At 44.7% G+C, this 23,495-nt stretch carries 29 protein-coding genes; 3 read left to right on the top strand and 26 right to left on the bottom strand.

Annotated elements, in window-relative coordinates; genetic code table 11:
• Positions 1-2: 2 nt before the first annotated feature.
• The 8 genes from ACMXI2_RS05705 to ACMXI2_RS05670 all read right to left on the bottom strand — a co-directional run bounded on the left by ACMXI2_RS05705 (position 3) and on the right by ACMXI2_RS05670 (position 5,239).
• Positions 3-446 carry a hypothetical protein gene (locus ACMXI2_RS05705; protein ID WP_483780735.1) on the bottom strand — a complete coding sequence of 148 codons (444 nt, stop codon included), beginning with the start codon at positions 444-446 and terminating at the stop codon, positions 3-5.
• A gap of 72 nt (positions 447-518) precedes the next feature.
• Positions 519-743, bottom strand: a complete 225-nt coding sequence (locus ACMXI2_RS05700) for a hypothetical protein (RefSeq protein ID WP_483780734.1) — start codon at positions 741-743, stop codon at positions 519-521.
• A gap of 28 nt (positions 744-771) precedes the next feature.
• A complete protein-coding gene (locus ACMXI2_RS05695; protein WP_483780733.1) occupies positions 772-1,329 on the bottom strand; it encodes a hypothetical protein in 558 nt (185 codons plus the stop codon).
• A gap of 54 nt (positions 1,330-1,383) precedes the next feature.
• Positions 1,384-1,788, bottom strand: coding sequence for a hypothetical protein (locus ACMXI2_RS05690; RefSeq protein ID WP_483780732.1), 405 nt, complete (start codon positions 1,786-1,788; stop codon positions 1,384-1,386).
• Between the two features lie 66 nt (positions 1,789-1,854).
• A complete protein-coding gene (locus ACMXI2_RS05685; protein WP_483780731.1) occupies positions 1,855-2,907 on the bottom strand; it encodes a hypothetical protein in 1,053 nt (350 codons plus the stop codon).
• Between the two features lie 44 nt (positions 2,908-2,951).
• A complete protein-coding gene (locus tag ACMXI2_RS05680) occupies positions 2,952-4,220 on the bottom strand; it encodes a S49 family peptidase (RefSeq protein WP_483780730.1) in 1,269 nt (422 codons plus the stop codon).
• Between the two features lie 73 nt (positions 4,221-4,293).
• Positions 4,294-4,509, bottom strand: coding sequence for a hypothetical protein (locus ACMXI2_RS05675; RefSeq protein WP_483780729.1), 216 nt, complete (start codon positions 4,507-4,509; stop codon positions 4,294-4,296).
• A complete protein-coding gene (locus tag ACMXI2_RS05670) occupies positions 4,502-5,239 on the bottom strand; it encodes a sensor histidine kinase (protein WP_483780728.1) in 738 nt (245 codons plus the stop codon). Before ACMXI2_RS05670 ends, ACMXI2_RS05675 begins: the two co-directional genes overlap by 8 nt.
• Positions 5,240-5,359: 120 nt before the next feature.
• On the opposite strand from ACMXI2_RS05670, the gene ACMXI2_RS05665 reads away from it, so the two are divergent.
• Positions 5,360-5,584: a helix-turn-helix domain-containing protein gene (locus ACMXI2_RS05665; protein ID WP_483780727.1), complete on the top strand. Its 225-nt coding sequence runs from the start codon at positions 5,360-5,362 to the stop codon at positions 5,582-5,584.
• A 206-nt stretch (positions 5,585-5,790) separates the two neighbouring features.
• On the opposite strand, the gene ACMXI2_RS05660 is transcribed toward ACMXI2_RS05665, so the two are convergent.
• The 18 genes from ACMXI2_RS05660 to ACMXI2_RS05575 form a co-directional block, all read right to left on the bottom strand.
• Positions 5,791-6,246: an N-acetylmuramoyl-L-alanine amidase gene (locus tag ACMXI2_RS05660; RefSeq protein WP_483780726.1), complete on the bottom strand. Its 456-nt coding sequence runs from the start codon at positions 6,244-6,246 to the stop codon at positions 5,791-5,793.
• A 2-nt stretch (positions 6,247-6,248) separates the two neighbouring features.
• The gene (locus ACMXI2_RS05655; protein ID WP_483780725.1) at positions 6,249-9,851 is read right to left on the bottom strand and encodes a PKD domain-containing protein; all 3,603 of its coding nucleotides are present in this window, start codon (positions 9,849-9,851) and stop codon (positions 6,249-6,251) included.
• 1 nt (position 9,852) lies between these two features.
• Complete coding sequence (locus ACMXI2_RS05650) at positions 9,853-10,215, bottom strand: hypothetical protein (protein ID WP_483780724.1); 363 nt, start codon at positions 10,213-10,215, stop codon at positions 9,853-9,855.
• Complete coding sequence (locus ACMXI2_RS05645) at positions 10,215-10,892, bottom strand: DUF6549 family protein (protein ID WP_483780723.1); 678 nt, start codon at positions 10,890-10,892, stop codon at positions 10,215-10,217. The genes ACMXI2_RS05650 and ACMXI2_RS05645 overlap by 1 nt, the downstream gene beginning before the upstream one ends.
• On the bottom strand, positions 10,889-11,194 hold the full coding sequence (locus ACMXI2_RS05640) for a lysis system spanin subunit (RefSeq protein WP_483780722.1): 306 nt from the start codon (positions 11,192-11,194) through the stop codon (positions 10,889-10,891). The genes ACMXI2_RS05645 and ACMXI2_RS05640 overlap by 4 nt, the downstream gene beginning before the upstream one ends.
• Positions 11,194-14,361, bottom strand: a complete 3,168-nt coding sequence (locus tag ACMXI2_RS05635) for a PKD domain-containing protein (RefSeq protein ID WP_483780721.1) — start codon at positions 14,359-14,361, stop codon at positions 11,194-11,196. Before ACMXI2_RS05635 ends, ACMXI2_RS05640 begins: the two co-directional genes overlap by 1 nt.
• 45 nt (positions 14,362-14,406) lie before the next feature.
• Entirely contained in the window at positions 14,407-15,012 is a 606-nt protein-coding gene (locus ACMXI2_RS05630; protein ID WP_483780720.1) for a hypothetical protein, read from the bottom strand.
• A 20-nt stretch (positions 15,013-15,032) separates the two neighbouring features.
• Positions 15,033-15,323 (bottom strand): hypothetical protein, encoded by a 291-nt coding sequence (locus ACMXI2_RS05625; RefSeq protein WP_483780719.1) that lies wholly within the window; start codon positions 15,321-15,323, stop codon positions 15,033-15,035.
• A gap of 543 nt (positions 15,324-15,866) precedes the next feature.
• The gene (locus tag ACMXI2_RS05620; protein WP_483780718.1) at positions 15,867-18,413 is read right to left on the bottom strand and encodes a hypothetical protein; all 2,547 of its coding nucleotides are present in this window, start codon (positions 18,411-18,413) and stop codon (positions 15,867-15,869) included.
• A 1-nt stretch (position 18,414) separates the two neighbouring features.
• Positions 18,415-18,864 carry a hypothetical protein gene (locus tag ACMXI2_RS05615; protein WP_483780717.1) on the bottom strand — a complete coding sequence of 150 codons (450 nt, stop codon included), beginning with the start codon at positions 18,862-18,864 and terminating at the stop codon, positions 18,415-18,417.
• A 7-nt stretch (positions 18,865-18,871) separates the two neighbouring features.
• On the bottom strand, positions 18,872-19,201 hold the full coding sequence (locus ACMXI2_RS05610) for a hypothetical protein (protein WP_483780716.1): 330 nt from the start codon (positions 19,199-19,201) through the stop codon (positions 18,872-18,874).
• A complete protein-coding gene (locus ACMXI2_RS05605; protein WP_483780715.1) occupies positions 19,198-19,482 on the bottom strand; it encodes a hypothetical protein in 285 nt (94 codons plus the stop codon). The genes ACMXI2_RS05610 and ACMXI2_RS05605 overlap by 4 nt, the downstream gene beginning before the upstream one ends.
• A 321-nt stretch (positions 19,483-19,803) precedes the next feature.
• Positions 19,804-20,049, bottom strand: a complete 246-nt coding sequence (locus ACMXI2_RS05600; protein WP_483780714.1) for a hypothetical protein — start codon at positions 20,047-20,049, stop codon at positions 19,804-19,806.
• Positions 20,046-20,345, bottom strand: a complete 300-nt coding sequence (locus tag ACMXI2_RS05595; protein ID WP_483780713.1) for a hypothetical protein — start codon at positions 20,343-20,345, stop codon at positions 20,046-20,048. Before ACMXI2_RS05595 ends, ACMXI2_RS05600 begins: the two co-directional genes overlap by 4 nt.
• Before the next feature lie 151 nt (positions 20,346-20,496).
• Positions 20,497-20,691 (bottom strand): hypothetical protein, encoded by a 195-nt coding sequence (locus tag ACMXI2_RS05590; protein WP_483780712.1) that lies wholly within the window; start codon positions 20,689-20,691, stop codon positions 20,497-20,499.
• Between the two features lie 28 nt (positions 20,692-20,719).
• Positions 20,720-20,965, bottom strand: coding sequence for a hypothetical protein (locus ACMXI2_RS05585; RefSeq protein WP_483780711.1), 246 nt, complete (start codon positions 20,963-20,965; stop codon positions 20,720-20,722).
• 116 nt (positions 20,966-21,081) lie between these two features.
• Positions 21,082-21,498, bottom strand: a complete 417-nt coding sequence (locus ACMXI2_RS05580; protein WP_483780710.1) for a hypothetical protein — start codon at positions 21,496-21,498, stop codon at positions 21,082-21,084.
• Positions 21,499-21,507: 9 nt separating this feature from the next.
• Positions 21,508-21,720: a hypothetical protein gene (locus ACMXI2_RS05575; protein ID WP_483780709.1), complete on the bottom strand. Its 213-nt coding sequence runs from the start codon at positions 21,718-21,720 to the stop codon at positions 21,508-21,510.
• A 395-nt stretch (positions 21,721-22,115) separates the two neighbouring features.
• Between ACMXI2_RS05575 and ACMXI2_RS05570 the strand changes: the two genes are divergently transcribed.
• Positions 22,116-22,514 (top strand): hypothetical protein, encoded by a 399-nt coding sequence (locus ACMXI2_RS05570; protein WP_483780708.1) that lies wholly within the window; start codon positions 22,116-22,118, stop codon positions 22,512-22,514.
• Between the two features lie 546 nt (positions 22,515-23,060).
• Positions 23,061-23,246 carry a hypothetical protein gene (locus ACMXI2_RS05565; RefSeq protein WP_483780707.1) on the top strand — a complete coding sequence of 62 codons (186 nt, stop codon included), beginning with the start codon at positions 23,061-23,063 and terminating at the stop codon, positions 23,244-23,246.
• Positions 23,247-23,495 lie beyond the last annotated feature (249 nt).

Here is a 23,495-nt window from a genome sequence, read left to right as displayed (position 1 = left end):
AGTTAATCGCTGTTAAATGCCTGGTTAAAAATTTCATCCATTGTTGCCAGTGCAACCTGATCTATCAGCGCCTGGCTGTTTTCATCCGCATCCTTCAGAAAGTCTTTTTCTACCCGTGGCGTATTACCAGCCTTGCCCAAACTGGCTGGATTGGTACGCTTACGCTCTCCTGCCGCATTGGTCCAGGTGCTACCCTTTGCTCCACCATATCCCCGCCCGGCTCCCGCTCGTACGTAGAACAGTGAGCGACGAATGTTAAACACAATGGCGGTGATCATATCAGCGGCCCTTTTCTTATAACTTACAGTCATTGCCTCCAGACTATCTGAATCAGAAGGAGAGCCGGACCGGTGCCTGATTCCTTTGGAGCGTCCATCATTCTTCGCCTTACGCACGGCTTGCTGCCCCCAATCTTTTATCAGTTCATTTACTCGTTCAAATCCCATAACCTATGTGTATTAAAAAAGCCCGACACCTGGCAAGCGGCGGCGGGCTTATAGTTATAAAAATGGATGCGGCTAAACTTTATCGGTACCGTTTGGCTGTTTACCTGTGGAAGGTGCCGCGTTGCGGGTTAAAAGGTTGCATCCTTGTGAATACATGCTTTGCGCTACTTCCGGGGTGATCAGCGACAAAGGCCCATCATATTCGCCGTGATCTTTCGAGGCTGGCTGTAGCACTCTTTGGTCCTTATCACCGGTAGGTGTAAACAGTTTTCTAGTTTGTTCGTTTTTAAATTCCATTTATAGACGCGGTTTAAAAAATGAATAATTAGGCGGCGGGCTTCTCTGCAATAGTTGAGTTATAGAAGTACTTGCAGTAAGAAGTAAGTGTCAGGGTGTATCCCTTTTGGCCTGCTTCATCACCTGTATTGCTACTGGCGAACGCACCCGCGCTAACCTGCGAAGGGTTGCAGGAGCAGCCAAATTGTAAGATTTGGTTACCAGGACAGGTGGCGTCTTTCAGCAACAACACTAAGTCGTCGTTGACAAGCAAAAGAATCTGCTCCAAGAGCGCCGGACCGTCGCCAAGCAGCAGGATTTTTGGCTCCCATTTGAAACGTTTAGACCCATCAGCACCTATTAAGGTGGCGGGGGCCTCTACGCTCTTTGGTGCGCAATACACCTGGATAAAGCCTTCCCCTACCGGGAAGGTGTGAGCCGTAATAATAGTAACCGCTTCACCCAATGCTGCGCCAGCTGCTGGCGCTGGTTCCTGCAAAAGAGTAAAGGCACTTTTCGGCGCTAACCATGCCTGATTGGTATAGCCCGGCTGGTTATTAAGTAATAAATCGGCCCTGGTAAATGATTTATATCGTGACAAAGCCATAGTTGAAAATTGATTGTTAAATAATGTTGTTAAGTAAATGCGGACTGATAATCGCTAAGAAATTTTCCTGACGATCATAGATCCCATATCAATGAGCGCCTTTTGCGCCTCTTCGTCCATCAGAATATCCTCGGCAGTGCGATAACCAATGCCTGGGATATCGCAGGCGGGCACCAATACCTGGTATTTGATTTTGTTCAACTTAAAGGTTGGATCAGCGGGAATTTTGGGGAGTTCGGGAGCATCCGTGGTAATTGAGCCAGCTGATTTATTGCTTACCAGTTTATCAATTGCCTCTTTCAATCCTGCGTTTTGGATTACCAGATGATCATTCTGAGCTTTTAGCTGCTCATTCTGTTCCTGAAACAATGCAAGCACCCCGTCGGATTGTGTTTTGTCCGCTTTAAGCTCCTGCAGTTGTGCTGCCAGGGTTTCCAGGGTTAATTCTTTCCCTTCCATAGTATTTTAGTGTTTAAGAAGTTTGTAAAATGTAAAGTAGCCCCCCACTGGTGTGAGGGGACAGTGTTAGGCGGCATCGTTTACAGCCAGCGGGCGGTAATTGGCAGTACCATCACCAACATCGCGGAAGTTCAGGCCGATTTTACCATCCATCATGAGCTTGATGACACGCTCAGATTTTTCTACCTCCACGTTGGTGTATTCATCGCGGCTATCCATACCAAATACCATGTTTTCATATGGTGTACAGATAACCCGCTGTGATGTACCAAAGCCAGGCTCCCGCTTCAGTTCGCAGTTGGTACCATACATGTAGATACGACCTACGCCCGGTTTTTGATCCGGAGCGCCTGTGCTGCTCACATCCTTAACGATGGTTGGTTTTGTCTTACGGACATACCAGTCATAAATAGTAGAGTTAACAAGCATCTGTGTTTCACCTGCTTTAAATTCTTCGCTCAAAGAATCATAAACAGTAAGTAATTTGTCTTCTACATTCACCGCAGTGATAGCACCAGTAACAGTTGGCACCAGCTCTGCTGCGGTAATCGCATCAGCGATCAGTTCCAGCCAACCATCTACAATATCAACTGGCGCTGTACCAGCAGCATTGTAAACACCACCGAAAAGTGATTTCATACGGATATCCCTGTGAGCTGCTCTTACTACTGCCATAATCATATATTCCTCCGGCTGAACGGGACCGAATGCTGGCGCTTTTGTGAACTTGCCAGCCCAGCTACCTTTTACCTTATTCATACCCAGCCAGGTTTTTTCCAGGTACTTAGGATCCAGCACCAGGTCAACCGACCAATCGCGTACTTTCAGCATGCGGGCAGCCAGCTTAATTTTATTTGGCGATGCGGTAAATGTTGCCCCACCTGGTTGATGCCCTGGCTTTACAATATCGGAAACGTCCATACGCGGTAATGGTAGTTCGTCGGTGACACCTTCCAAAAAGGTGAAACGGTCATGAATCCCATGTCCGGCGACATTTCCCTTTATCCACGGCACATCTTCGAAAAGCCCGAGCATGATACGGGTGTATAATTCCTCTTTGTTGTCACGGCAATAAGCACCGAGTAACGCTGTGAGTGCAGCTGTATTAAATGCTGACATTTGCTAAATTTTATTTTTTAGGTTAATTGTTACGATCGGTGTGTCTAGCCCTGCCATCCAGGGAAGGCGGCTTTACGGAGTTCTGCGTATGGATCCTCTTTCACTTCAGCATCATCCGTTACTCCCACTTCGGGATTGGTAAAGGTGACAGCATCACGTTTGCCCTTGTTTTTCACCTCTGTTTGCAAACGCTGGATGGTGGCCGCTGATGCTGTCGCCTCCGTCTGTAGTTGCTGGATCTGCTGGCCCTGTGCCGTTACAGTATTCTGACTCGCAGATAACTGGGTCTGCAGCCCGGTGATGTGGGCTTCCACGTTGTTGAGCTGATCTTCGGTGGCAAGGAATCCCCCCTCCACCACTTCAAATTCCTGTGCCTGGGCGGCGGAAAGTGTTTGTTCAAATGCCATAGTTGTATGTTTTGTGTTTGATGAACTGATGGGAGTGGTGGACTTATTGAGAGTCACAACACGTTGGAGAGCGCCACGCATAGGAAGGACGCCATCATGCAGGCCGTATTTTTTGGCGTCGGCGGCGTTAAACATTTTACCGGTACTCCATTTGTCAACGGCTGCACGGGCGCGGGGTGAGCGATCTGCTACGAAATTTATAAAGCCATCAACAACAGCACTTAGATCCTGTTTGATAAGATCCTCATTGCCTTCAATGGCGGCGCGATAGCTACCGTTTTTATCGGTTGACTGCGGAGCATAAATCTCCTGGACCTTAATGCCTAACTTTTCAAAGTATCCGGAGAAATTCACAAGGGAAGTGTAAGCGCCAATGCTGCCTACCTGATCAGTCTTTTGACTAACATAAGCCTCCGCAGATGCCGACAAAAACCACATGCCAGCACTGGCTGCGATGCCGTCGTCAACATATGCGACTGATCGTTTTTTTGCGTTTCGGATCGCATTTGCGAGAGATGATGTGCCACTTACCTGGCCACCGGGGGTATCATACAAATAAAGCGCGCCCGCGAGTTCGGAACGTGCGTCGACTTCTGCCACCAGCGATTGCCGCTGGATAGATCCGGGTTCACCACAACCACCGTTATATTTGGTGATTGGCCCGGTAATGGGAATAACTGCAACAGATCCTTCAGGTGGTGTATCATTCCATTCATACCGCTTACCAGTACGCGGAGACATGATAAAAGGACGTTCACTTGAATACCCGGAACGGGGAACAGCGGCGACAGATCCGGAGCCGGAATATAAACTGGCGACCCACGGTAGCATAGCCTGCGCGTAGTCCGGAGTAATTAACCACGGACCGTTCAGTATGGCAGATAAAATATGAAAATTGCTCGTCATGGCACAAAAGTGCCGCGAACACATTACGGGGAAAAGGACAGGGCTAACACATTAACCAGCGATCTTTATCGCATTATTTCGGGGGTTCTACTAACTTCTTTAAATGGTTGATGATAAGGATAGGGTGATCATATTCCGGAGCAGGTTCTACGATTTCACCAGCGGGCGTTTGGATGCCAAAATAACTGTCCTTTGGCAAATGCGGGATTCCCTCCCGCGCTTCTTCCAGCGTTGCACATACAATAGGTACCATTTTGCCATTAGGCGCGAAAAATAATAGCTTATACATTGACTGCTTTGATTTTAACGGTGAATATACTTCCGCTTCCGATGGAACTTTCTACATAGATGTCTCCACCTAAAATACGGGCGAAGCGTCTGCAAATAGCAAGTCCTAAACCTGTTCCCGCCTTACCTTCAGTTAATTTTACATATGGTCTGAATATGATGCCCTGTTTATCTGTCGGGATTCCTGGGCCACTATCCTGTACAGCAAAATATAAATATCCTGGCTGGCCATAAGCCCTAACTACTACCTTTTCTCCAGGAGCAGAAAACTTAATAGCGTTGGATAACAAATTCCCAATAATCCGCTTTATCATAAGCCGGTCGTTATAAAAATCCAAAGGTGCCGTACCATCCAGCTGAAGCACCAGCGTTACCTTATTAAATTTTGCTATCCCGGAATACAGGCTGATTACCGATTCCAACGTTTCCAGCAAATCCAAAAAATCTTTCTTAATTGGTTGGTCGTCTTTCAGAAGATCTACCAGGTTGGACGTTCCTTCATTCAATAGTTGTACGCCCGCCTTCAGCATGTCAAGTTCTGACGGGTCGATAACACCCGCATGTTGATCGGCCAATTGAACAGCGGCGCTTATTGCGTTGGTCGCTGCCGCCTGATCATGTGCCCAGGTACGGATGAGCCAATTATTCTTACGGACAATCCTTTCTTTTTCATAGAGTCTTTTTAACAGGCGGCGCTTTGAGGCAAAAACAAGGTCTAGAAAGTATTGCATGGACTTTTGGGATATTTTGAGTTAAGAACTAATATAATATAGGCAATTTAAGATATTTTCTTACTCGTTGTTCGTACGACCAACAAGAATATTTCAGATTTCATCCATCTTTCGCACCGGATGGAAATTAACGAACAGGAAATATTACAACATTTAGGAGCGAAAATACGGTTCTTTAGAGAATCGAAAGGATGGACATTGCGCGATTTAGAAGCGTATTCAAACATAGATCATGCGCTGATCTCTAAAGTTGAAAGAGGGTTACGGAAGGCGGAATTCATGACCATATACCGGTTATCCGTTGCTTTGGAAGTGGACCTTAATTCACTATTACCTACTCAATAGGCTTGTTTCCTTTTAGATAAAAGCGGCCCGGAACAGATATGTTTCGGGCCGCTTTTTTATGACTTGCAGATAAATAAAAAATCCGCTCTGGTAGCGGATTTTAAATAAACCTTTTACTTGAAAGTGATGAGATTATTTCATATCGTTTGGGTTTGATTACACGTTGAAATTATTCTGCCAGTACGCATTGTATTTACGTGGAGGCATTATACAATATTTTCTGCCTTCAACCATTCGGCAACATCGAAACTGGGGCAAACCTTTATCCATTCCCATGTATCGGCCTTGCCGTTATGGTTGGTATCGGGCGAAAAGTCACGATGCCCGCGAATCTTCGCAGTGGGGTACTGGTGATGCAGTTTCACAATGATATCCTTTAAAGCGGCGCGCTGTGCAGTAGTACGGGTATCTTCAGGCTTTCCTGATTTATCAACACCTCCGATGTAACAAACATGTATACTATTTGCGTTATATCCGGCCACACCGTTAGAGGGCTTTTCCACCGGCTGGAGGCTGCGTACATTCCCGTTTGCTTCGATTATAAAATGATAGCCTGGGTTCTTCCAGTGTAGAGAATCACGCCAATAACGGATGATTGATTCAACAGAGGCGGTTGGCTGTGTGGCGCTGCAATGCAGCACGATGTACTTAATTTCTCTCATGTTTATGCAGTTTTTTCCGTGACCAGAATGGCAATCATCACCCCTTCATTTGGGTTAGGCGTATTCTGGCCAATAGGTGAAAGTGTCAATTCCGCGCCGGACGGTGTAATGTTATACCAGTCCAGCGTTTTCATGGTGTTATAGTGGTGGTCCTCCGTTACCAGCTGCTGGCCGCCAATGGTGGCCTTAAACCCGTACTGGATGTTATTGGCTTCCGTTTCCTCACAATGGAAAATCCGGATATCGTATTTCTTTGCCGGATTGACCCCGGAAATACGCCAGTCATTACCGGTACCGTATACACGTCTGCCCTGGCTATACACAGCAGCAGGAAGGCCGAAATAAGGCCCGGAAAGGCCCGGCATCACACTATCCCACTGCGTTGTAACAACCCTGAAAGAAAGGCCCGTATTTGCGCCCGTTGTATCGATTAACGGCGTTGTGGTACCGTTAGCCGTACTGGTAACTTGCGTGTAGTTACCCTCTGCTGGTTTGGTCGCATCGCCCAGGCTGATTAACAGGCGACGGGTACCCGATGGTGTAATGGTCGTTAGCAGCGCGTCAAGGTTAGCCAGCAGCTGTGTTTTAGCTGCGCCCGATGGCAGCTGCAAAACGATTCTGCGCGCCTCCAGGTAATCGTTATAGTCCTGGCTGATAGTGGCGCGGGAAACGTAATTACTAGCCTGCGTTTCACGGTTCAGATTCGCCAGACCAAACAAAGAGGTTTGATAATCGAAGCCCGCGGTGGACTTATTAAACAGCTTATCATTCCAGGTATGCTCATCGTGAATGCCGCCGTAGTTAACCCGTAGCTTAGGCGGGAACAGGCCGCCCGCTGCAATCAGCGCGTTAACAGCCTTAGTTGTATTACCAAAACCATAGCTATCACCGGTACCAGCTACCCAAATACCCGGAGTATCTTTAAGCACACCGGTATTAGTATCGGCAATATTTTCCGGCGTAGAGCTGATGGCGTAAGCAGATAGCAAACCGGGATAAGCTACCATAAACTTAATCATACCGTTAGCACCATCGGATAACCCAGATCCTGCAATCCGGTTTATATCAACGTTGCAATACTGTACCAGGTAGTCGTATGCCTTCTTAATTATTGCAGGTGTCCAGCTTCCCAGCCCGTCCAGCCCCAGCTGCGGAAATATTATCACATTATCGCTTTCCTGTCCAGCCGCTACCAGCTCTGGTAACCCGGCAGTTTTTACCAAATTTATATCTGTACCACGTTCGCCGAGGCCATGCAAATTAATTTCAGCACCATACTCTTCTTCACGGGCGGGATCATACCCCGGTGGCAGATATACCAATGCTTTCCGCCCGGTAGATACATCGTAAATATTATTCCCCCAGGCAACGCCGCCATCGCTGAAAAACTGGCTGGTACCCACTACCGGGTTCTGGATTATGACCTGCATGGCATCTGTGTCCGTTTTACCCTGGCCATCAGTAACCGACAGCTGGAACACATAACTACCGACAGCAAGCCCGGTAACCTGTGTAATGGCTGCATTAGGGTTAAGTATTGCCCCCTGATCAGGACCGGATTGTTTTGTCCATATCCAACCTGTGATAGCACCATTCGGACTGCTACTGGCTGAACCATCCAGCGTAACAGTGGTCGCAGTAGTAGTTTGGGCCGATCCGGCAACAGCATTAGGAACGCCAACAACAGAAGCCGCAGCCACGGTTACTTTAACTTGCGCCACGGCAGGTGTTCCGTCAGCACGTTTGGCTGTTACTTCAAAAATGTGTTCCCCTTGCGCAAGCGCAGTGACAAGGGTTTGCCGCTGGTCGGGTGTGGCAATCGTCGCACCAGGTGTTCCAGCTACCCCGATAACCGTGCTACCCTTACGGAAGCCTGCAAGACTGGAGGCAGGAAGAAAGAAATTATTTGCATCCAGCCCGGAAAGATCCAGCTGTTTGAGATTCGCGGCATTGCCTGTACCTTCCGTCGCTTTGGCACCGTTTTCCTTATAGATATACTGGCTGGCACTTTTGGGCATTGCCAAAATATTCTGTTCGATAATGTGGGCTGCCTGTGCAGGATCGGCGGCCACCGTACCCTGATAATACCCATTAATACGGATACAGCTGCTGCCCATATTCACGATGGTATTCTTTCGGGCAGTTACAATAGCGTTATTGGTAGTACGGATGCTGATGCCCTCATTGCCACCATTAACCAACAGGTTATTTTCAATAAGACAAGCCCCTTTCACGTAAGCCTGGATACAGTCTCCCCAACCATCATGAATGTAGTTATTAACTACTTTAACATCTGTGAGCGCACCTATAATATTTCCACCGTTATCCGTCCATACATGACCAGTAGCCCAATTAGACACCTCATTGTTGGCGATTTCGACATCATCGGAATTTGCGCACTGTATGGCATCTCCACGGCCATCATGAATATAGTTGTTGAGAAACTTAACTCCTTTCCAGCGGATAGGTGGTTTGAAGATGGCAGGATCAGGAGCAGGGACACCGGGTTTGAAATAGTATGCCTTTCCAAGTCCACCAGCAGCCATACCGGTGGTATCCCACAGGTCCGCCGTATGACCTATGTAAGCTGCTTCATTATACCAATCCCGAATAATCACATTGTCCACCTGGAGATTTTCCAGGGTGTTTTCACCGTAACTGTTCGGATCATTAATATCTACTTCTTTCTTTGCCCATATACCCGTACCGCCATTTTTAACCGTGACAAAAGCAATGCGGATATTATCGGTATACATGGATACCGAAATATTTTTATAGGCGGTGCGCACCTGTAAACCTCCTACCTCCGTGGTAGCTGTAGACCCGGTAACTATCAGGCTTTGCAGGTCTGTACCCCAAAAACGAATGTATTTGCATCCCTCAAATTTGATAGCCTCCGCCCAGCTACCACCGGACCAGGCTTCATTACCAATAACGGTTACCTGTCCGGGGGCATTCTGGATATATATAGGGTTTGAGGCGTCACCGATAAGACCCACAACAGAGATGGCAGAAAAAGTACCTTGCAATAAAATACGGTCGCCTGCTCGATACCCGCCACCAGCGTTAATAACAGCCCGCCCGTCGGCATTGGGCAAAATCGTAAAGGTGCGTGCAGGGTTATAATTCGGAAGCAGAATATCAAAGTTAGTACCGCTGTTTAGCGGGCCGGAAAGACGCTGCCACTGCCACGATGTAGCTATTCCGGTTTCCACCTGACCAGTAAGGGTTACCTGATTGGTAGGAAGGGAGATAGCTTCATCCGCTCCCGCAGAAATAGTTAAGGCGACCGGTACCGGAATGCCACCGGAAAGCTCGTTAATCTGCGCCTGAATGTCAGATAACGTTTCAGCCAGACCTGCAATATCAGCCAGCTGGTGGCCATGAGGATTTCCAGCCTTACCTGACAAGGCTTCATCCACTTGCTGCTTATTGTAGTAAGCCGATGGATCTACTTTACCGGGTTCGCCCTTCAGCGAGTTAATAAAGTCGATTTCTGTACCAGTATGGCCAGCCTCCAGCCAGTCCTGATAAGCAGATTTGCCGGGCGTATTTTCTCCGACACGCTGCACCGGACCAAATTCAATTACAAAATGTTGTTCCATTTTATTTAGTTATAACATTCACTACTGTGTAATTCCCGCGCCACGGGCGATATGCTACCGATTCAGAAAAAGTAACTTTCACGTCGTAGATGTAACTGCCTGGTGGTAGGCTTTTATCCGGACCACCGAGCAATAAATGCAGGTATGTTTTGTCCGGCTGATAAACGGAAAAGCCATTACCCATAGAGTAACTAAGCACGACAACACCTGCGGCGTCTTTTACGTCCATACGAACGCTGGCCACTGTCGACCAGTCCAGGTAATTTCCCGTCTGCGGATACTTCCACCGGAAATAATACAGATCGGACGACCACCGTTCCAGTGTAAAGTCCAGCGGATTGGCAATAACATTTGTAACCTCCATCAGAAACGTATTAGGGAATAGTGAAAAGAAACACCAACAGAAGGCCCGATGCCGTTACCCGTAAAACCATAGCCGAAATATGGACCAATGCCAAAACGACCGGTAGGCGCGGAAGCAACCTTTATACCGGTGATGTTCTGTATACGCACGTTGGGATTCAAGGAGTACCCATCTACATAAATGTCACTTCGCAAAAGGCTACGGCGTTTTTTATAAGTAGTAAATACAAGCGAATCAGTAAAACGGTAGGTAATTGATGGCAACGGAGCTATAAGCCCGTCGAGCGTTAGCCACTGATCGGCAAAATGAAATTTGTACTGCGTGACAGAATCATTGCGGATAGTATCGACAGTAGGCTTAATTGTTCCCTGGCTAATGATGCGGGCGGTCAATGCCGACTGAAGATCGCTGCTCTTAATTTGTAAAGCAGCCGTGATGCTATCAATCCTTTCACGATAAACCACCCGCAGGCTGCTCATATCGGCCTCTATCAGCTTTTTCTGCGCGTGGATTCTCCCCAGGGAATCTTTCCAGAAAGTAGTGCTATCCTCCTTTATCTGTACCGCTTCTTTCAGTACAATATTCTCCTTCTCCTTACGAAAACAAGAGCGAAGGGAAAGCCCCGTGACAACAATAAGTAGGAAAAAAATAACAATCCGTTCGGTTTGTAATTTCATGGTTTCATTTTTAATTGGTTTTTTAATCCGTCCACCGCATCGGCGAGGCGTTCATTACTATTGCTCACATTATTTAGAGCTTCCTGGCTTTTCCGGTCCATTTCTGCGACACGTTCAAACATTGACTGCCAGCGGGCGTCATAATCCTGTCGCTGTTTCTCCTGTGCCTCTCGCACCTGCTTCAATTCCTTCATAAAATAATATAGGAAATAGGCGAGGCTAACGACCAGTGTTAATTTTTCTCCCAAGTCCGGGAGAAATGATTCTAAAGTGTTAGTGGCTTCTAAAAAGGTTGTAAACATTATCCTACTTTTTCTACGATGATTGCGTTAATAAATGCCACTCCCCAAACGTTGTTGGGCATGTAGATACCACCCCGGATAGTTTCTCCATCCTTCAGGTATCCCTTGTACTGGAGGCGGTTAATCATATTATTTTTGGCAACAATGGTGTTATCTTCCAACCCATTGCTGCTACCTATTTTACATACTACTCTGGTGGGGGAAAAATCTGCCGCGGTCGAACAGAAAATAGTAATCGTATACAATCCTTCCCGGTATCCCATTCCAGGTGTGCCTTCACATTCAAAATTGAAATTTTGGGCCTCACGATCGAAATTCTGATTGTAATTAAGCATGGCGGATTCTGCTACTTTTGTGGGCAACACTCCTGCAAAAGCGCCGGACGGAGCTTCATTATCATTTCCCGATGCGCTACCGAAATTTGCCCACAATGAAGGCGACACCGTGCTTATTGTATGCCCCGTTACAGGATCAGCCACGCGCAAAATGCCTGCGGATGGGTTACCAAACATGGTAGCGAAGTCGGGATCAGCAGCGGCGTTACTGGCAGCAAAATTGTACTTATCAAAGTTGTTTCGGGGTGGTGCTACAGCAGTCTTTTCCCGCAATAGAATCGCTACAGTATTTCCCTGGTAGATGTGGTTGGCGTTGAATTGGAAGTTATCCAACGCAGAAAGATCCAGCACTATCTCACCACCTGCAGTTGGCTTGACGTTGTAGTGATCTGTGGTAAACATGGTATTATAAGACTCATATTTACTTTGCGCCATACTGCCGTTCACCTGGCTGCGAGATCCTGATTTGTTATTGCTGGCAAACATCTGCTTTGACACATTACTGTGGTACAGACTAATATCATAATGCAGTGTAGCATCTAAACCGGTAAATTTCCATTGGGCGGGGTTGGCTTCGTTGTACATAAACGAGCTGTTGAACATATCATCACCCATGCCCATATAGAAATGCTTCAAACCAACGACCCCGGGGCCAGCTGCATTACTTACCACAGTAAAACCTATTCCGCTGGATGTATTGTCAATATCAGCCAGGTTATTTACCGTTGTTCCTGAAGCTGTAGAAACGACGTTATTAATTTTGTACTGCTGAAATGCGGATGAGCTGCCCAAATTCAGCATAAACATGCGATGCCCAGGGGCTGTAGTTATTGCATCTTTAACAGCCGACAAACGGGCTAATAAAGCGGTTTTCGGAGCGCCCGCCGAAAGTTTGTTAACGATCAGCAAAGCGCGGCTATAATCGTAGAATGTTTGCAACCGCTCTGCGCGGGCGGTGTAATTGCCTGCTGTTTCTACCAGATCTTTTGTGTGGAAAAGAAAAAAATCTTCCTCAAAATCAAAGGGTGCCCACCGCTTATCGTATAACATATCGTTCCATGTACCGCCATCATGTTCAGATGCCCAATTCATCAGGATTAACGGTGGATAAATCCCCAACGGATCAGCGGCAAGTATGCTATTGAGATCATCTAATGTGCTGTATTCCGAAGCTGGTGGTACACGGGTATCATTCCAGGAGTGGAGGTAAAACAGCGGCACATTCTTAACAATATCACCATTACCTGGTAATGCTACATCATTAAATGTGGTATTCGAAGCAATACCACCAGCTAATAAAGTGTTGTTGGCAAGAATAATCGCATTTGTACCTGCTCCCCCTGAAGAAAGACCCGTTGCAAACACCATGTTTGCATTAACATTCCATGCTGCGGCAGCCCATGCCAACACCTTCTGCGCCGTTTCAAGTGTCCAGTATCCATCATGCAATTGCGCCGATGCCACGTTACATTTCATAGGGAATAGCTTATTATACAAGTAATAAGGTAGCCCTTCAGATTTAAGCAATAGCTGGTTTATGTCATCGCCGTTCTCTACACCATTCACACCCACACCGTGGAAAAACAGGATAAGGGGATAACCACCTTCGCGAAGCGGATCATATCCCTCACACTCATAAGCCCAAACACGTAGCAGTGGGTTGGCCGGATCGTATTTATTATCCAGGTAACCACCTGATGAATACATACGGGCAGGAGCCGCGGAGCTAACAACAATTTCATCGTAGCTGCTACGCCCGGAGTTATCAATTACAGTGCATCGGAATGTGGTACGTAATGCGGTAACAGTAGCTACGGGAATACCTGTAACACCGGTACTCAAACCATTCACATTGGAGAACTCAACGCCTGTAACGCCCGGGGTTACAACAGACCAGGTAATACTCCCTACTGTAACTTCAGGCGGGATGGTGAGGTTTGCATAGAAATTGGTAATGGAAACACCCGCGTGGATAAACTGGTCATCACCTGCGAACACGTCAATTTCCCCACCGGATGGAATCGCAATACTGCAATCAACAGTATCATTTCCCGATTTTCCAGCGACATCTACAGCGGTAAGCCTGAAAGTATATGCACCGGGTTTCACCCCTGTAACAGTGGTCGCTGCTGTTGTTGGAGTAGTTATCACCGCTCCCGATGGACCGCTAACCATCTCCCATAAATAGCCTTCTATCGCGCCGGACGTAGACACAGCAACACCGGATAAGGATAAAGTATTGGTAGCAGAGTTAAGCTCCAGCTGATCCGCACCAGCATTTACCAATATCAGTGGTTCGCCGCCTGGTCCACCCGGACCGGAGCCGCCAGCGTCAACAGGAGTTAAGTATATCCGTGGAGAGATCGGTGTGCGCCAGGAGAAAATCATTTTACAACCACGGGTACCTTCCGCATCCTGGCTATCATAGCTGCCCGTGTATGTTACACCAACATCCGCGCTGCCTATTAAACGCTGGATACCGGTACGCTCTTTTACCACAATCACATAGCGACCAAAAACCATAGCTGTAAGCGACAGGGAATTGGTCGTACTGTCGCCGGGCATGAAACCTTGTACAGTGATTTCGGAATATGGCCCGGCAGGATCTATTTTCGTCATGTCCTGATAGCCGCGGTCAGCTTCCAATACTTTACAACGCATCCAGCCCTTACCTGCTTTCAGTTGTAAGCCATTGGTAATAGTTCCGGTTTGTGGATCAACAGTAGGCCAGACTGCCACATCTTCATGACGGGCAAAGTAAAACTCACATAGGCCAGCAGTGTGTACTGGTGGCCTATCTAAGTGGGAGACTTGTTTGTAGATATTCTGCATTGCATGGCGAAAGTGCGCCTATATGCAGCCGCAGGAAAGGACAGGTTATAAGTCTAACGAAAGTTGACTTGTATTCAAATTGGGGAATAAAGTATGGTTTGTTTGGAATGGCAGGATCAAATTTTCCGTGACATTTTTATTCACGCAATGTGGCTCTATTTTATCTAAACGCCGACGCCAGATCTTCAGGAGATTATCCATTGTGATGTCCTCATCAATTTCAAGCCCATATACCTCGCAGAATTTTTCCAGTGATTGCTGGAGCGGCATTTTCTTTACGCAGTGCAGGTTTGAAATCATCAGAGAGAGCGTGACAGAAAACTCGTAAGCCATCATCCGGTTAATATACATAGCCTTTTCAAATGTTATTGTATGCCCAATGTGCGTAAACGTGCGGTTGCTTACCAGCATGGTTAACGTATCGTTGTGGCCCATCTCTGATAGGTTCTTAGGCTTGTACTCCTTATCACGGATGGTATTAAAGGATAGCATTGAAAGGGCGAAAGCCTTAAACTGGGTACTATTATCCAGTAAAGGCTGCTCTCCGTTATAATATTGAATAAATTTTTTAAGGTGCTTCTTTGTAGGAATGGTGACACGCCAGTACCTGTTGTCTGCCCTCTTTTTCCTCTGCGGTTTATTTTTCTTCATCTCCCACGTTAAAAGTTAAATTAATAAAAACCAATCCTCGTAATGCCGTCGTTAAGATGCTCAACAAAACTGCTATTCGGAACTTGTGCTTTTAAAGCAGCGAATAGCTGGAGATGTCCAGATGTAACATTTCGGATATGGATGCAGATTCCCTCATAGCCGCCATCTCTTTTTTTGTCGTGACCCAAAATCAGTCCGGTGATATAATCAGTGCTGTAAATATCAATCGGATATATATGTTGGGGGAGATTTGGAACAATTTGTTTAAAGACACTGCAAGCCAGTGCCACTGATTTTTTTGATAGTGCCATGTCATTTAGTTTATGCGTTTATAAAAATAGATAGTGATATCATTCTTGCCTGGGTACCTCTCCGCCCACCACGCCTGAAAAAATTCCCGTGACATATTATGTGATAGCTGCGTAAAGTATTCGCGTATATCATCCAGTTTACAGGAAACCGTGTCAACTAAAATTGCCGTGACCTTTAAATCCGGGTTGTCCTTTACAGTGACGGTGTATTCCGACAACCCCAAACTCACCGATGTACCAGGTGAAGGAGAACGTGAAATGTGACAGAAAGTATCACATTGCAATTTCTTATTATAGTTAGTCTCTAAACTTATCACTGCCATAAAATTTTAAGTTTTTCACTTGGGAAATCGTGTTTTTCCAAACCTACAGACCTACAGACCTACAACGACCTACAAAATCAACCTCAAACCTACAACGACCTACAGTCACCTACAGATTGTTTTTATATAATTATTTGATTTTTAATAATTTAATATACTTGTAGGTATGTAGGTTTCAGTTTTCCTATATTTTGTTCGCTCAAAAGCCGTTACATTTTTGTTAGAATGGAACATCTTCAGGAATGGGCTCAAAAGTCGTTGCATTATCATCTAACAGTGTTACGGAATGCGCTTCCATACTGCGTTTCTCATGTTTATTACCTTCTCTATCGGTCCACACCTTAACCTTTAATACCCCTTTTATTAAAAGCATTTGCCGTGACAGTACAATTTCCTCGTTTGTAGGTTTGAGGTCCGAAATGTAGGTTTCAGTCTCATGACGGACCATTTTTTCACCCTCTTTGTAGGTTTGAGCGGTGAAAATTTTGTATCGCATGATATTTTTACCTAATACATTGACATGCTCGATGTTGCCAACCAGGAATCCACGAACCTCGGAAAGGTCTTGTTCAGCAGCTTCCGGTAGTTCCCTTTCCAGGGATACACCCAGTTCGTCGTAAACAAAAGCGTAGCAGGAAGTAACGATCCCTTTGCCGCTTAGGTCCGTGAATCTTTGCGCATTACACTTCCCTAAATAACCCTTTGCTGAATTAAGGTATAGCTCCAGCGATTGCAGATTAATACCGGTCTTACCTGTTTGCTTCCGGAATGCCTCCAGGTAAAGTTTGTGGATGGTTGTAATGCGTAACAAAAGTATTTTGGTAATACCTGGCAGCTTCTTTTCTGTTGCGCTATCTCCAGACAGTACCTTGATACTGTCTGCATGATGTATCCGGAAGTGAAACTTTTCTGATATTTCCCCGATATCCAACAGGTACGATACCGTATTCCAGAAATCAGCAAGGCTATCGGATTCAGAGATAAGTGTACTAAACTTTATAATGTCTGTGATGCAAGCCTCCGCAGCTTCCTCTAAGGTGAATGGTAGCTTAAACTTATCGGATAATAGTTTCAGGCAATTCATTGCTGCTGAATAATTACGCAGTACTCGTTCTAAATAAATACCAGATCTTTTAATTATCTGCTCCCGAAGTAAAGAAAACGTTTCGGCAAACGTCCGTACATATTCTTTCTCAAACTCTGCACGGTGTTTAAGAAGATCCAGAAGCACGCTGGACAAACCCTTCTTTTCCCTCGCCTTTAACTCGCCATATGCAGTTATCTGATCCTTTGTTCTGCTGTTGTTGGGCATAAAAGGAAGTATAATACAACGTGTCAACGCAGCATTGTCATCCTTCGTACTCAGGTACTGACCAGTAAGCAATAAGGCGCTATTTATCTTTGCTACCTCGGTTTTGTTTCTGCTCCCTCCTTTGCCTCGTTCCCGCCCGGCACCATCATATGCGCCTTTTATGGACTGGAAACGATCATCTTTTATCAACGCATCATCAAATTCATCTAACCAGGTGACGCAATTACGGAAACGGGATATCCGATTAAAAAAGGCGTAGTCCGTACCATGAAAAAGGTTAAATGGTAGAAGATCAGTAAGGAATACCGCGGATATGGATTCAGCAAACTTGCTTTTACCAGACCCTTTTTGACCATATGCACTAAGCAGTGGACAGTTATTATCTATCTTGAATACAACCTCCTTTAAAAGGCCGATAAGCACGAAAGAAATACCCATCATAGCGTGATCTGGATATACTTTATATAACAGGTCAGCCCATTGCTCAAAAGTTAGATCTGAATCTGTGAATTTTAGATACCGATCATTCTCGTACTCATCATCATCAGCACGTTGCCCGCTGTAAATACTGGAAACTGACGGGCTGAAGTAGTTGGTACCATCTACCTCAGCTATACCAACTTCATCAAAAGGTTCAATGTGAGGGTAGCCAGGGCGGTAAATAGCATTGCTCCATGCGAAAAAGCCTTCCGGTTGCCAGCCTAAAGTTTTTAACTCATAGGATGTTGGAAATTCGCTCATAATCGTGTTCATTATGCGCATGAGGTGCTGCTTAACACCATAGAACAGAAAATTTCCTTCTTCTACGACTGCGCCGGAGAACTGCTCCAGGCTAATTAAAAACCTGCTCGGAAGATCCAATACAGCAGATTTAAAACCGTTATCAATCTTTATTATCCGCTTATTATCCGATTTCGACATGATGTGTACCAGTGGCGTAATAACAAAATTACTCTGCTGCGTGAAGTTCTTCTCACTGGAACGAAAGTAATACCCTGTTTTCCCCTTGTTGATATATGGATAAAAGCCATGCTCCAGAGCGAAGTTAGGATCTACACCAGCGGGGAGATAGACGGAAATAGCTTCTGCATCTTCAATAGCTTCATCGTCGTAAGACGTATCAATCTCATAGTATTTAAGGATCTTAGCCAACTTGGAAAGAGTCTTATACTTGCTATTCTCCTGTGCCCATAGAAATTTGTCCTCACATACATTGAAATCATAACCTTTTGCGAGGGAACATACCTTGTGAAAAAGGTCATGCGCTTTATCGGCAAACAAACCATAGGTCATGTAGATAACAAAGAAGTCCTCACCGAGATTGCTCGTAATATCTTTCTCTTTCTGCAGTATTCGGAAGGTCCATACTTCCAGCTTTGCAAACATATTTTTCTTTTCAACCGTCCAGTCGGCCATCGGGTCAAACTCAAATATTTCAATTCCGGTATCTTCCATCTTATCTGTTTTTCAGTAGTTCTTCGGCCCGCTTGCTTATTACATCAGCATACTGGCCCAATGTTTTATTCATAATTATATCTTCTGCGGCGTTCCATCTATCCAGGGTTTTCTCTGCCACGGTCAAGCGTTCACGCAAAAACTCATTCATCATTTGCAGAGATGCGGTGCGTGTTAGCAATGCCTCATATCGATCATGAATGAGACAGGCCCACAGGAGACTGTTACATACAGAAGCGTAAAATTTGTAATCAGCGCTATCTTCACCTCTCTTTTCTTTGATTTTCGGAAGCATAGTACTTTCAAAATACTGGATCTGGTCAAGCATCTGCTTCTGCGGCACGTTCTGCAAGCCATCGGAAAGCTTCTGCTGTTCTTCCGGTGATAGCTCAACCAGATTACGTGTTATCGCCTTTATCTGCGCTCGGATCTTTTCTCCCTCGTATGCCATAATAGTATCAGTTTGTCGTTTCAATAACCTGGTATTCAGCGCGGCTTCTTTCTGTTATACCGTCAGGTAAATCCTGAAAAATAAAGATGTAAAAAGGTTCTATTGTAAATTCGGGTGTTTCAATTGTTGGTGCCCAGGCCACCAGGTTAACAGCATCGGCATCCCCTCCTTCAATAACAATAACTTTTGTATGTTCAGTAACATATTGCTTGGCGTTGTATAAGGTTTGTGTATCAAGTGCAACAATTTCCCTGGGGTGAAACTTGCCCGTCAGCATGTTTACAAGAGTAGATTTACCGGACCATTGCTTACCGTGTATAATGATGTTCTTTTTCATGTTGGATTACCGGGTTCCGTAGCCGGTGCGGTTTCTTCAGGAAGGTGAAAAATCATTTTGCAGGACTTGTACTTAGCTGGCTTCATGCGTAACGTTGATATGCCCAGGATAGTTCTTACTGTTGTGTCGTTCGGCAGCGCGATAAACTGGTCGTTAAAGTCTTTCGCAGGGAGAAACAATTTATCAGCTTTCTCTTTACTCACCGGGATGTTCTCCTCATCTCCTTTAAAGGTATCGGCCTGCTCCTGGGTATATACACCTGCTCTGGATTTATTATACACATATCCTGCGTTATTTGGTCCCCAAAGGGTTAAAGCTGTATCGGCCTTACTAGTGTGCTTTACACTTACTATGTAATACTCCATAATCATTTTCCGGTATCGCTTCCGGACGCGTTTAGTCGTTAAAAAATAATACCGCGCTCTCCGTATTTACCCGGCGTCATTCTTTCTATTTTCGCCTGTTGGATATTTGGGAACCATTTACGAACAATCATTTTACCATGTTCTGGATCATCAAAATCAAAAAGCACATAGCCCGTTTGTCGTTGTTTCCCGTCTGGTAATGTGCAGGATAATAACGGGAATCGCTCGTTATAATTCTTAACCGGGAATATTAACATTACCATCATCCCCGGCCTCCTGATCCGATATAACTACATATTCTTTAGGTTGCTGCCTGCCCTTTCCGTTTAATACCCTGACAGGTTCCCCTATACCCATAACCCAAACGCCGTATTTGTCTTCTTTATAAATTTCTGGTGGATCTATTACATTATGTATGCTACCAGGTATTAAATTGGCGAAGACAGGCCCGTATGCACTGCATTCTATTATTTTAATTTTCATATCGATGAATATTTATCGTTAATGACTGTTTGTTCACAGGCGATATTTCGCAGTTCCTGTAAACCATCCAGCGCGGCTTTCATATCTGCCCTGTAAATACCATCTTTCGCCGCCTCGTAAACACGGCTGATGTGATCAATCTCCAACGCCTTCCGGGATTGGCTTTTAGGTTTCTTGAATAGTTGATAAACCTTGTGAACTGATATGCTCAATACGAAGCCTACAAGGCAAACAGCTAAAACGCCAATAAACAATACAGCGGCGGTGATGTAATCGGGAATTTCAATGTAGTCCATTGTGAAAAATTAAATAGTGAAGAAAAAACCTGCCGGAGCCTGTCCGTTGGATACCTTCGAGAGCACCAATGATAAAATCGATTCCTCCGGCAGGTGTTGTTTACTGGTTACTGCATAGGCAACTTGTCCGGGTAACCCGCCGAACGCGGTCTTATTTAGAATTATCATTAAGGCTCTTTTCAATACCTTCCTTTAGTATAAATATGATGGCGGCGAGGAAGAAGACAGGATAGCCGATACAGATAATTAGTTTCTTCCAAAACGATACATCCTTGTTTTCCTCGTGAAAGACGCCGATCACGGTAATGATGAACCCGACTACATAAAAAAAAGTTAAAAGAGACATTGTAATAGAGATTTGCATGTTATTGTGATTAATTAATGATGAGATTTTTTTCCATGTCGCTATAGGTAAGCGTACCGCGGACCTGCACGCCAAGAAAATAGCTTAACCACCCGATTCCTGTTTCTGTTATCTGCTCCACATTAGCACGGTGGAAGTCATGCTCATCGCAAATAATGTATCCGTTTGCTCCGGAAATATGATCTTCTACCTTTGATAGGTAGAATTTCCGTCCGTGGATGCGGAAAGGTTTGTTTAAATAACTGTCAATTGTCATTTTGAAAATATTTTAGGAGTGATTGTATATATGGTATAATGGTAATGGCTGTAGCTGCTGCAACAAAGGCTACAAGCGGGAGAGCGCAGGTAACAAGCGCCAACCACTGGTAGTGGTTATACTGTTCCATGTCCTGTTGGATTGTTCAACAATACATCGTATACCTGCTGTACGGCATCCGGTGCTGTTAGTTCAATGAGGTTATTGTACATTTCTGTGAGTGTATCCAACATGAAGTCTATCTCGCTATTTCTGAACAATGGCAGGGAAATATTGGTAGTTCTTATCTCCTGCAAGCGGTATATCATCAGGCCAACTTTATCGACGGTCAACCGAGCAAATACACGGAGGTACCCTTCCGGGCGTTCATTGAGTATATACACCCACATTGGATATACAAACTGCGCCGCCTGTATATACCTTCTGTATTCAGCTTCGCGGAAACTGGTAACCTTCATCAGATCACCTTTTGCTGCTCTGCCTTTTTGGGTAAAGCGGATTGCTGTATTTAACGAGTTGAAAATGTTTGTCATGGTGGTGAATTAATTTTTTTTTGGGGTTATTTTTCTTCTACTCATGCTCTTTGCAAGAACTTCGGCAGTGCGTCCGGGTGTTACCCGACTTCCCTTTTTAGTTTTGCCGGGCGGGTGGATACCCGCCAGCTTCTTTTCAATGTCAATAAAAATTTTACTGGCACATTCCATATGTGCTTTGGCTCTTTCCAATAGCGGAAACAATTCGTTATCTGCACTCATAACTCAACAGTTGTTCTTTCTTCGACTATTTTTTGGGCTTCTCGAATGGCGGCTGGGGACCAATAGTTATCATTTACATTAAGGGCTTTGTAAACTGCAGAATGGGATAAACCTGTACTGTTTATAATGGATTGACGGTCTTTAGGCCCTAATTGCGCCGAGATCTCCATTTTCAAAGCCTTCCTTGCCTGGTTGCGTATTTCTACGTATGACCTATTTCTGTTACTTTTACTCTTTTTTGTCATGGCATTTATCATGTAAATTTGTATGATAATGCGAAATTACTGACAAATTTCAGCAAAAACCAATCATTCACTGAAATTTGTTTTAATATTTATTATGATAAATTATATCTAATTGTTTATCAATCATATATAACAACTAAACTAAAATAAATGTCAGTAAAGGACCGTCTGAAGCAATACCTAAAAGCTAAAAACCTCTCACATGCGGCGTTTGAGGACAAGGCGAAATTGTCAACTGGATTCGTTTCCAGCATCGGAAAAGGGATTAACACAACTAGTTTGGGGAAGATCAAAGCGGCATTCCCAGACTTGAATACTGATTGGTTGCAAACAGGGGAAGGAGAATGGGAGGCGCAAGATATTATGGATTTGGGCGCTGTTTTAAAAAGAATCTCTGCAACAAATGACGTTATGCTTGCAGCTGTTGCAGAGATTCTGGCAGCTGTTAAAAATCTTTCGGTGACTTCACAGCGTGCGGATCTGGAAAGGATGGTAAACGAAAAACTGGGAGAACGCGGGGAACCAGCACAAAAAACCTCTGCGGAATAGGATCGGTTGATTTACAGCTTTGCTTAATCTTTCTTTTGGACTTAGGTGTGATCCTTCTCTCTTTACTCATTACATCACATTTTTGGGGTTAAGGGTAGGTATTTTGAGAAGGCTAATATCTATTCATCGTACGCAGTTTATTTGCGTAGCATAGAGATACACAAGTAGCATAGATATACACAATTAGAATAAGGAACAATTAATAGGAACAATTCCAGAAATATTAAGTCAAAGATAAATAGTTTATAATATATATTAATATTATTGCCAATTGCTAAGAAAAAACAATTTCAGGAGTACACTTTTGTGGTTCTGAGGGTCGAGGGTTCGAAACCCTTCAATCACCCGGAAAAATAAAAAGGCTTCTGTAAAAAAGAAGCCTTTTTTGTTTGTATAAACAACAGACTCTCTATCTTTTTTATTTAAATTCGTTGAGATGAAATTAATCATATGATAAGGCCATTGACAGAATAACAGAATAGAAAAAGAGCACAGACTGCCGTTAAAAAACTGCGGGATGAAACCTTATTGCAAGGAAACCCTTTTATGATCTATCATAAAAGTCTTCCAAAGGGTAAATACTACATGGAATACCCGGATGGCAAAATGAAAATCGTTTCAGTCTCCCGTAAACTGAACGATTTTATTATTGAGAGCGAATTGTCGCAGCAACAGGCTGATCTGATCAGAAAAAGGCTTAATTCCAAACACAACCAAACTTTTGAATTGTAATATAAATCCGCACTTGAGCAAAATGAAGATTTTGTATATGAAGGCCATTTTACCGAGGAAGAGAGCTGGTCATTGATACGCACGTTTAAAAAAGAAAAATACCGGATAAACATGCTCTTTATGGGATTGGCAACGCTTGAAATATCGCTGGATAGAGTATTTAAACGCGCTATGAATGGTGGTCATAATGTCCCCGTTTATGAAATTGAAAAGAATTATTATGGTAATCTGTAATAAATTAAACCAACA

The sequence above is a fragment of the Chitinophaga sp. G7 BAM 1005 genome (assembly GCF_057126945.1).
This window is presented reverse-complemented; position numbering and strand designations above follow the sequence as displayed.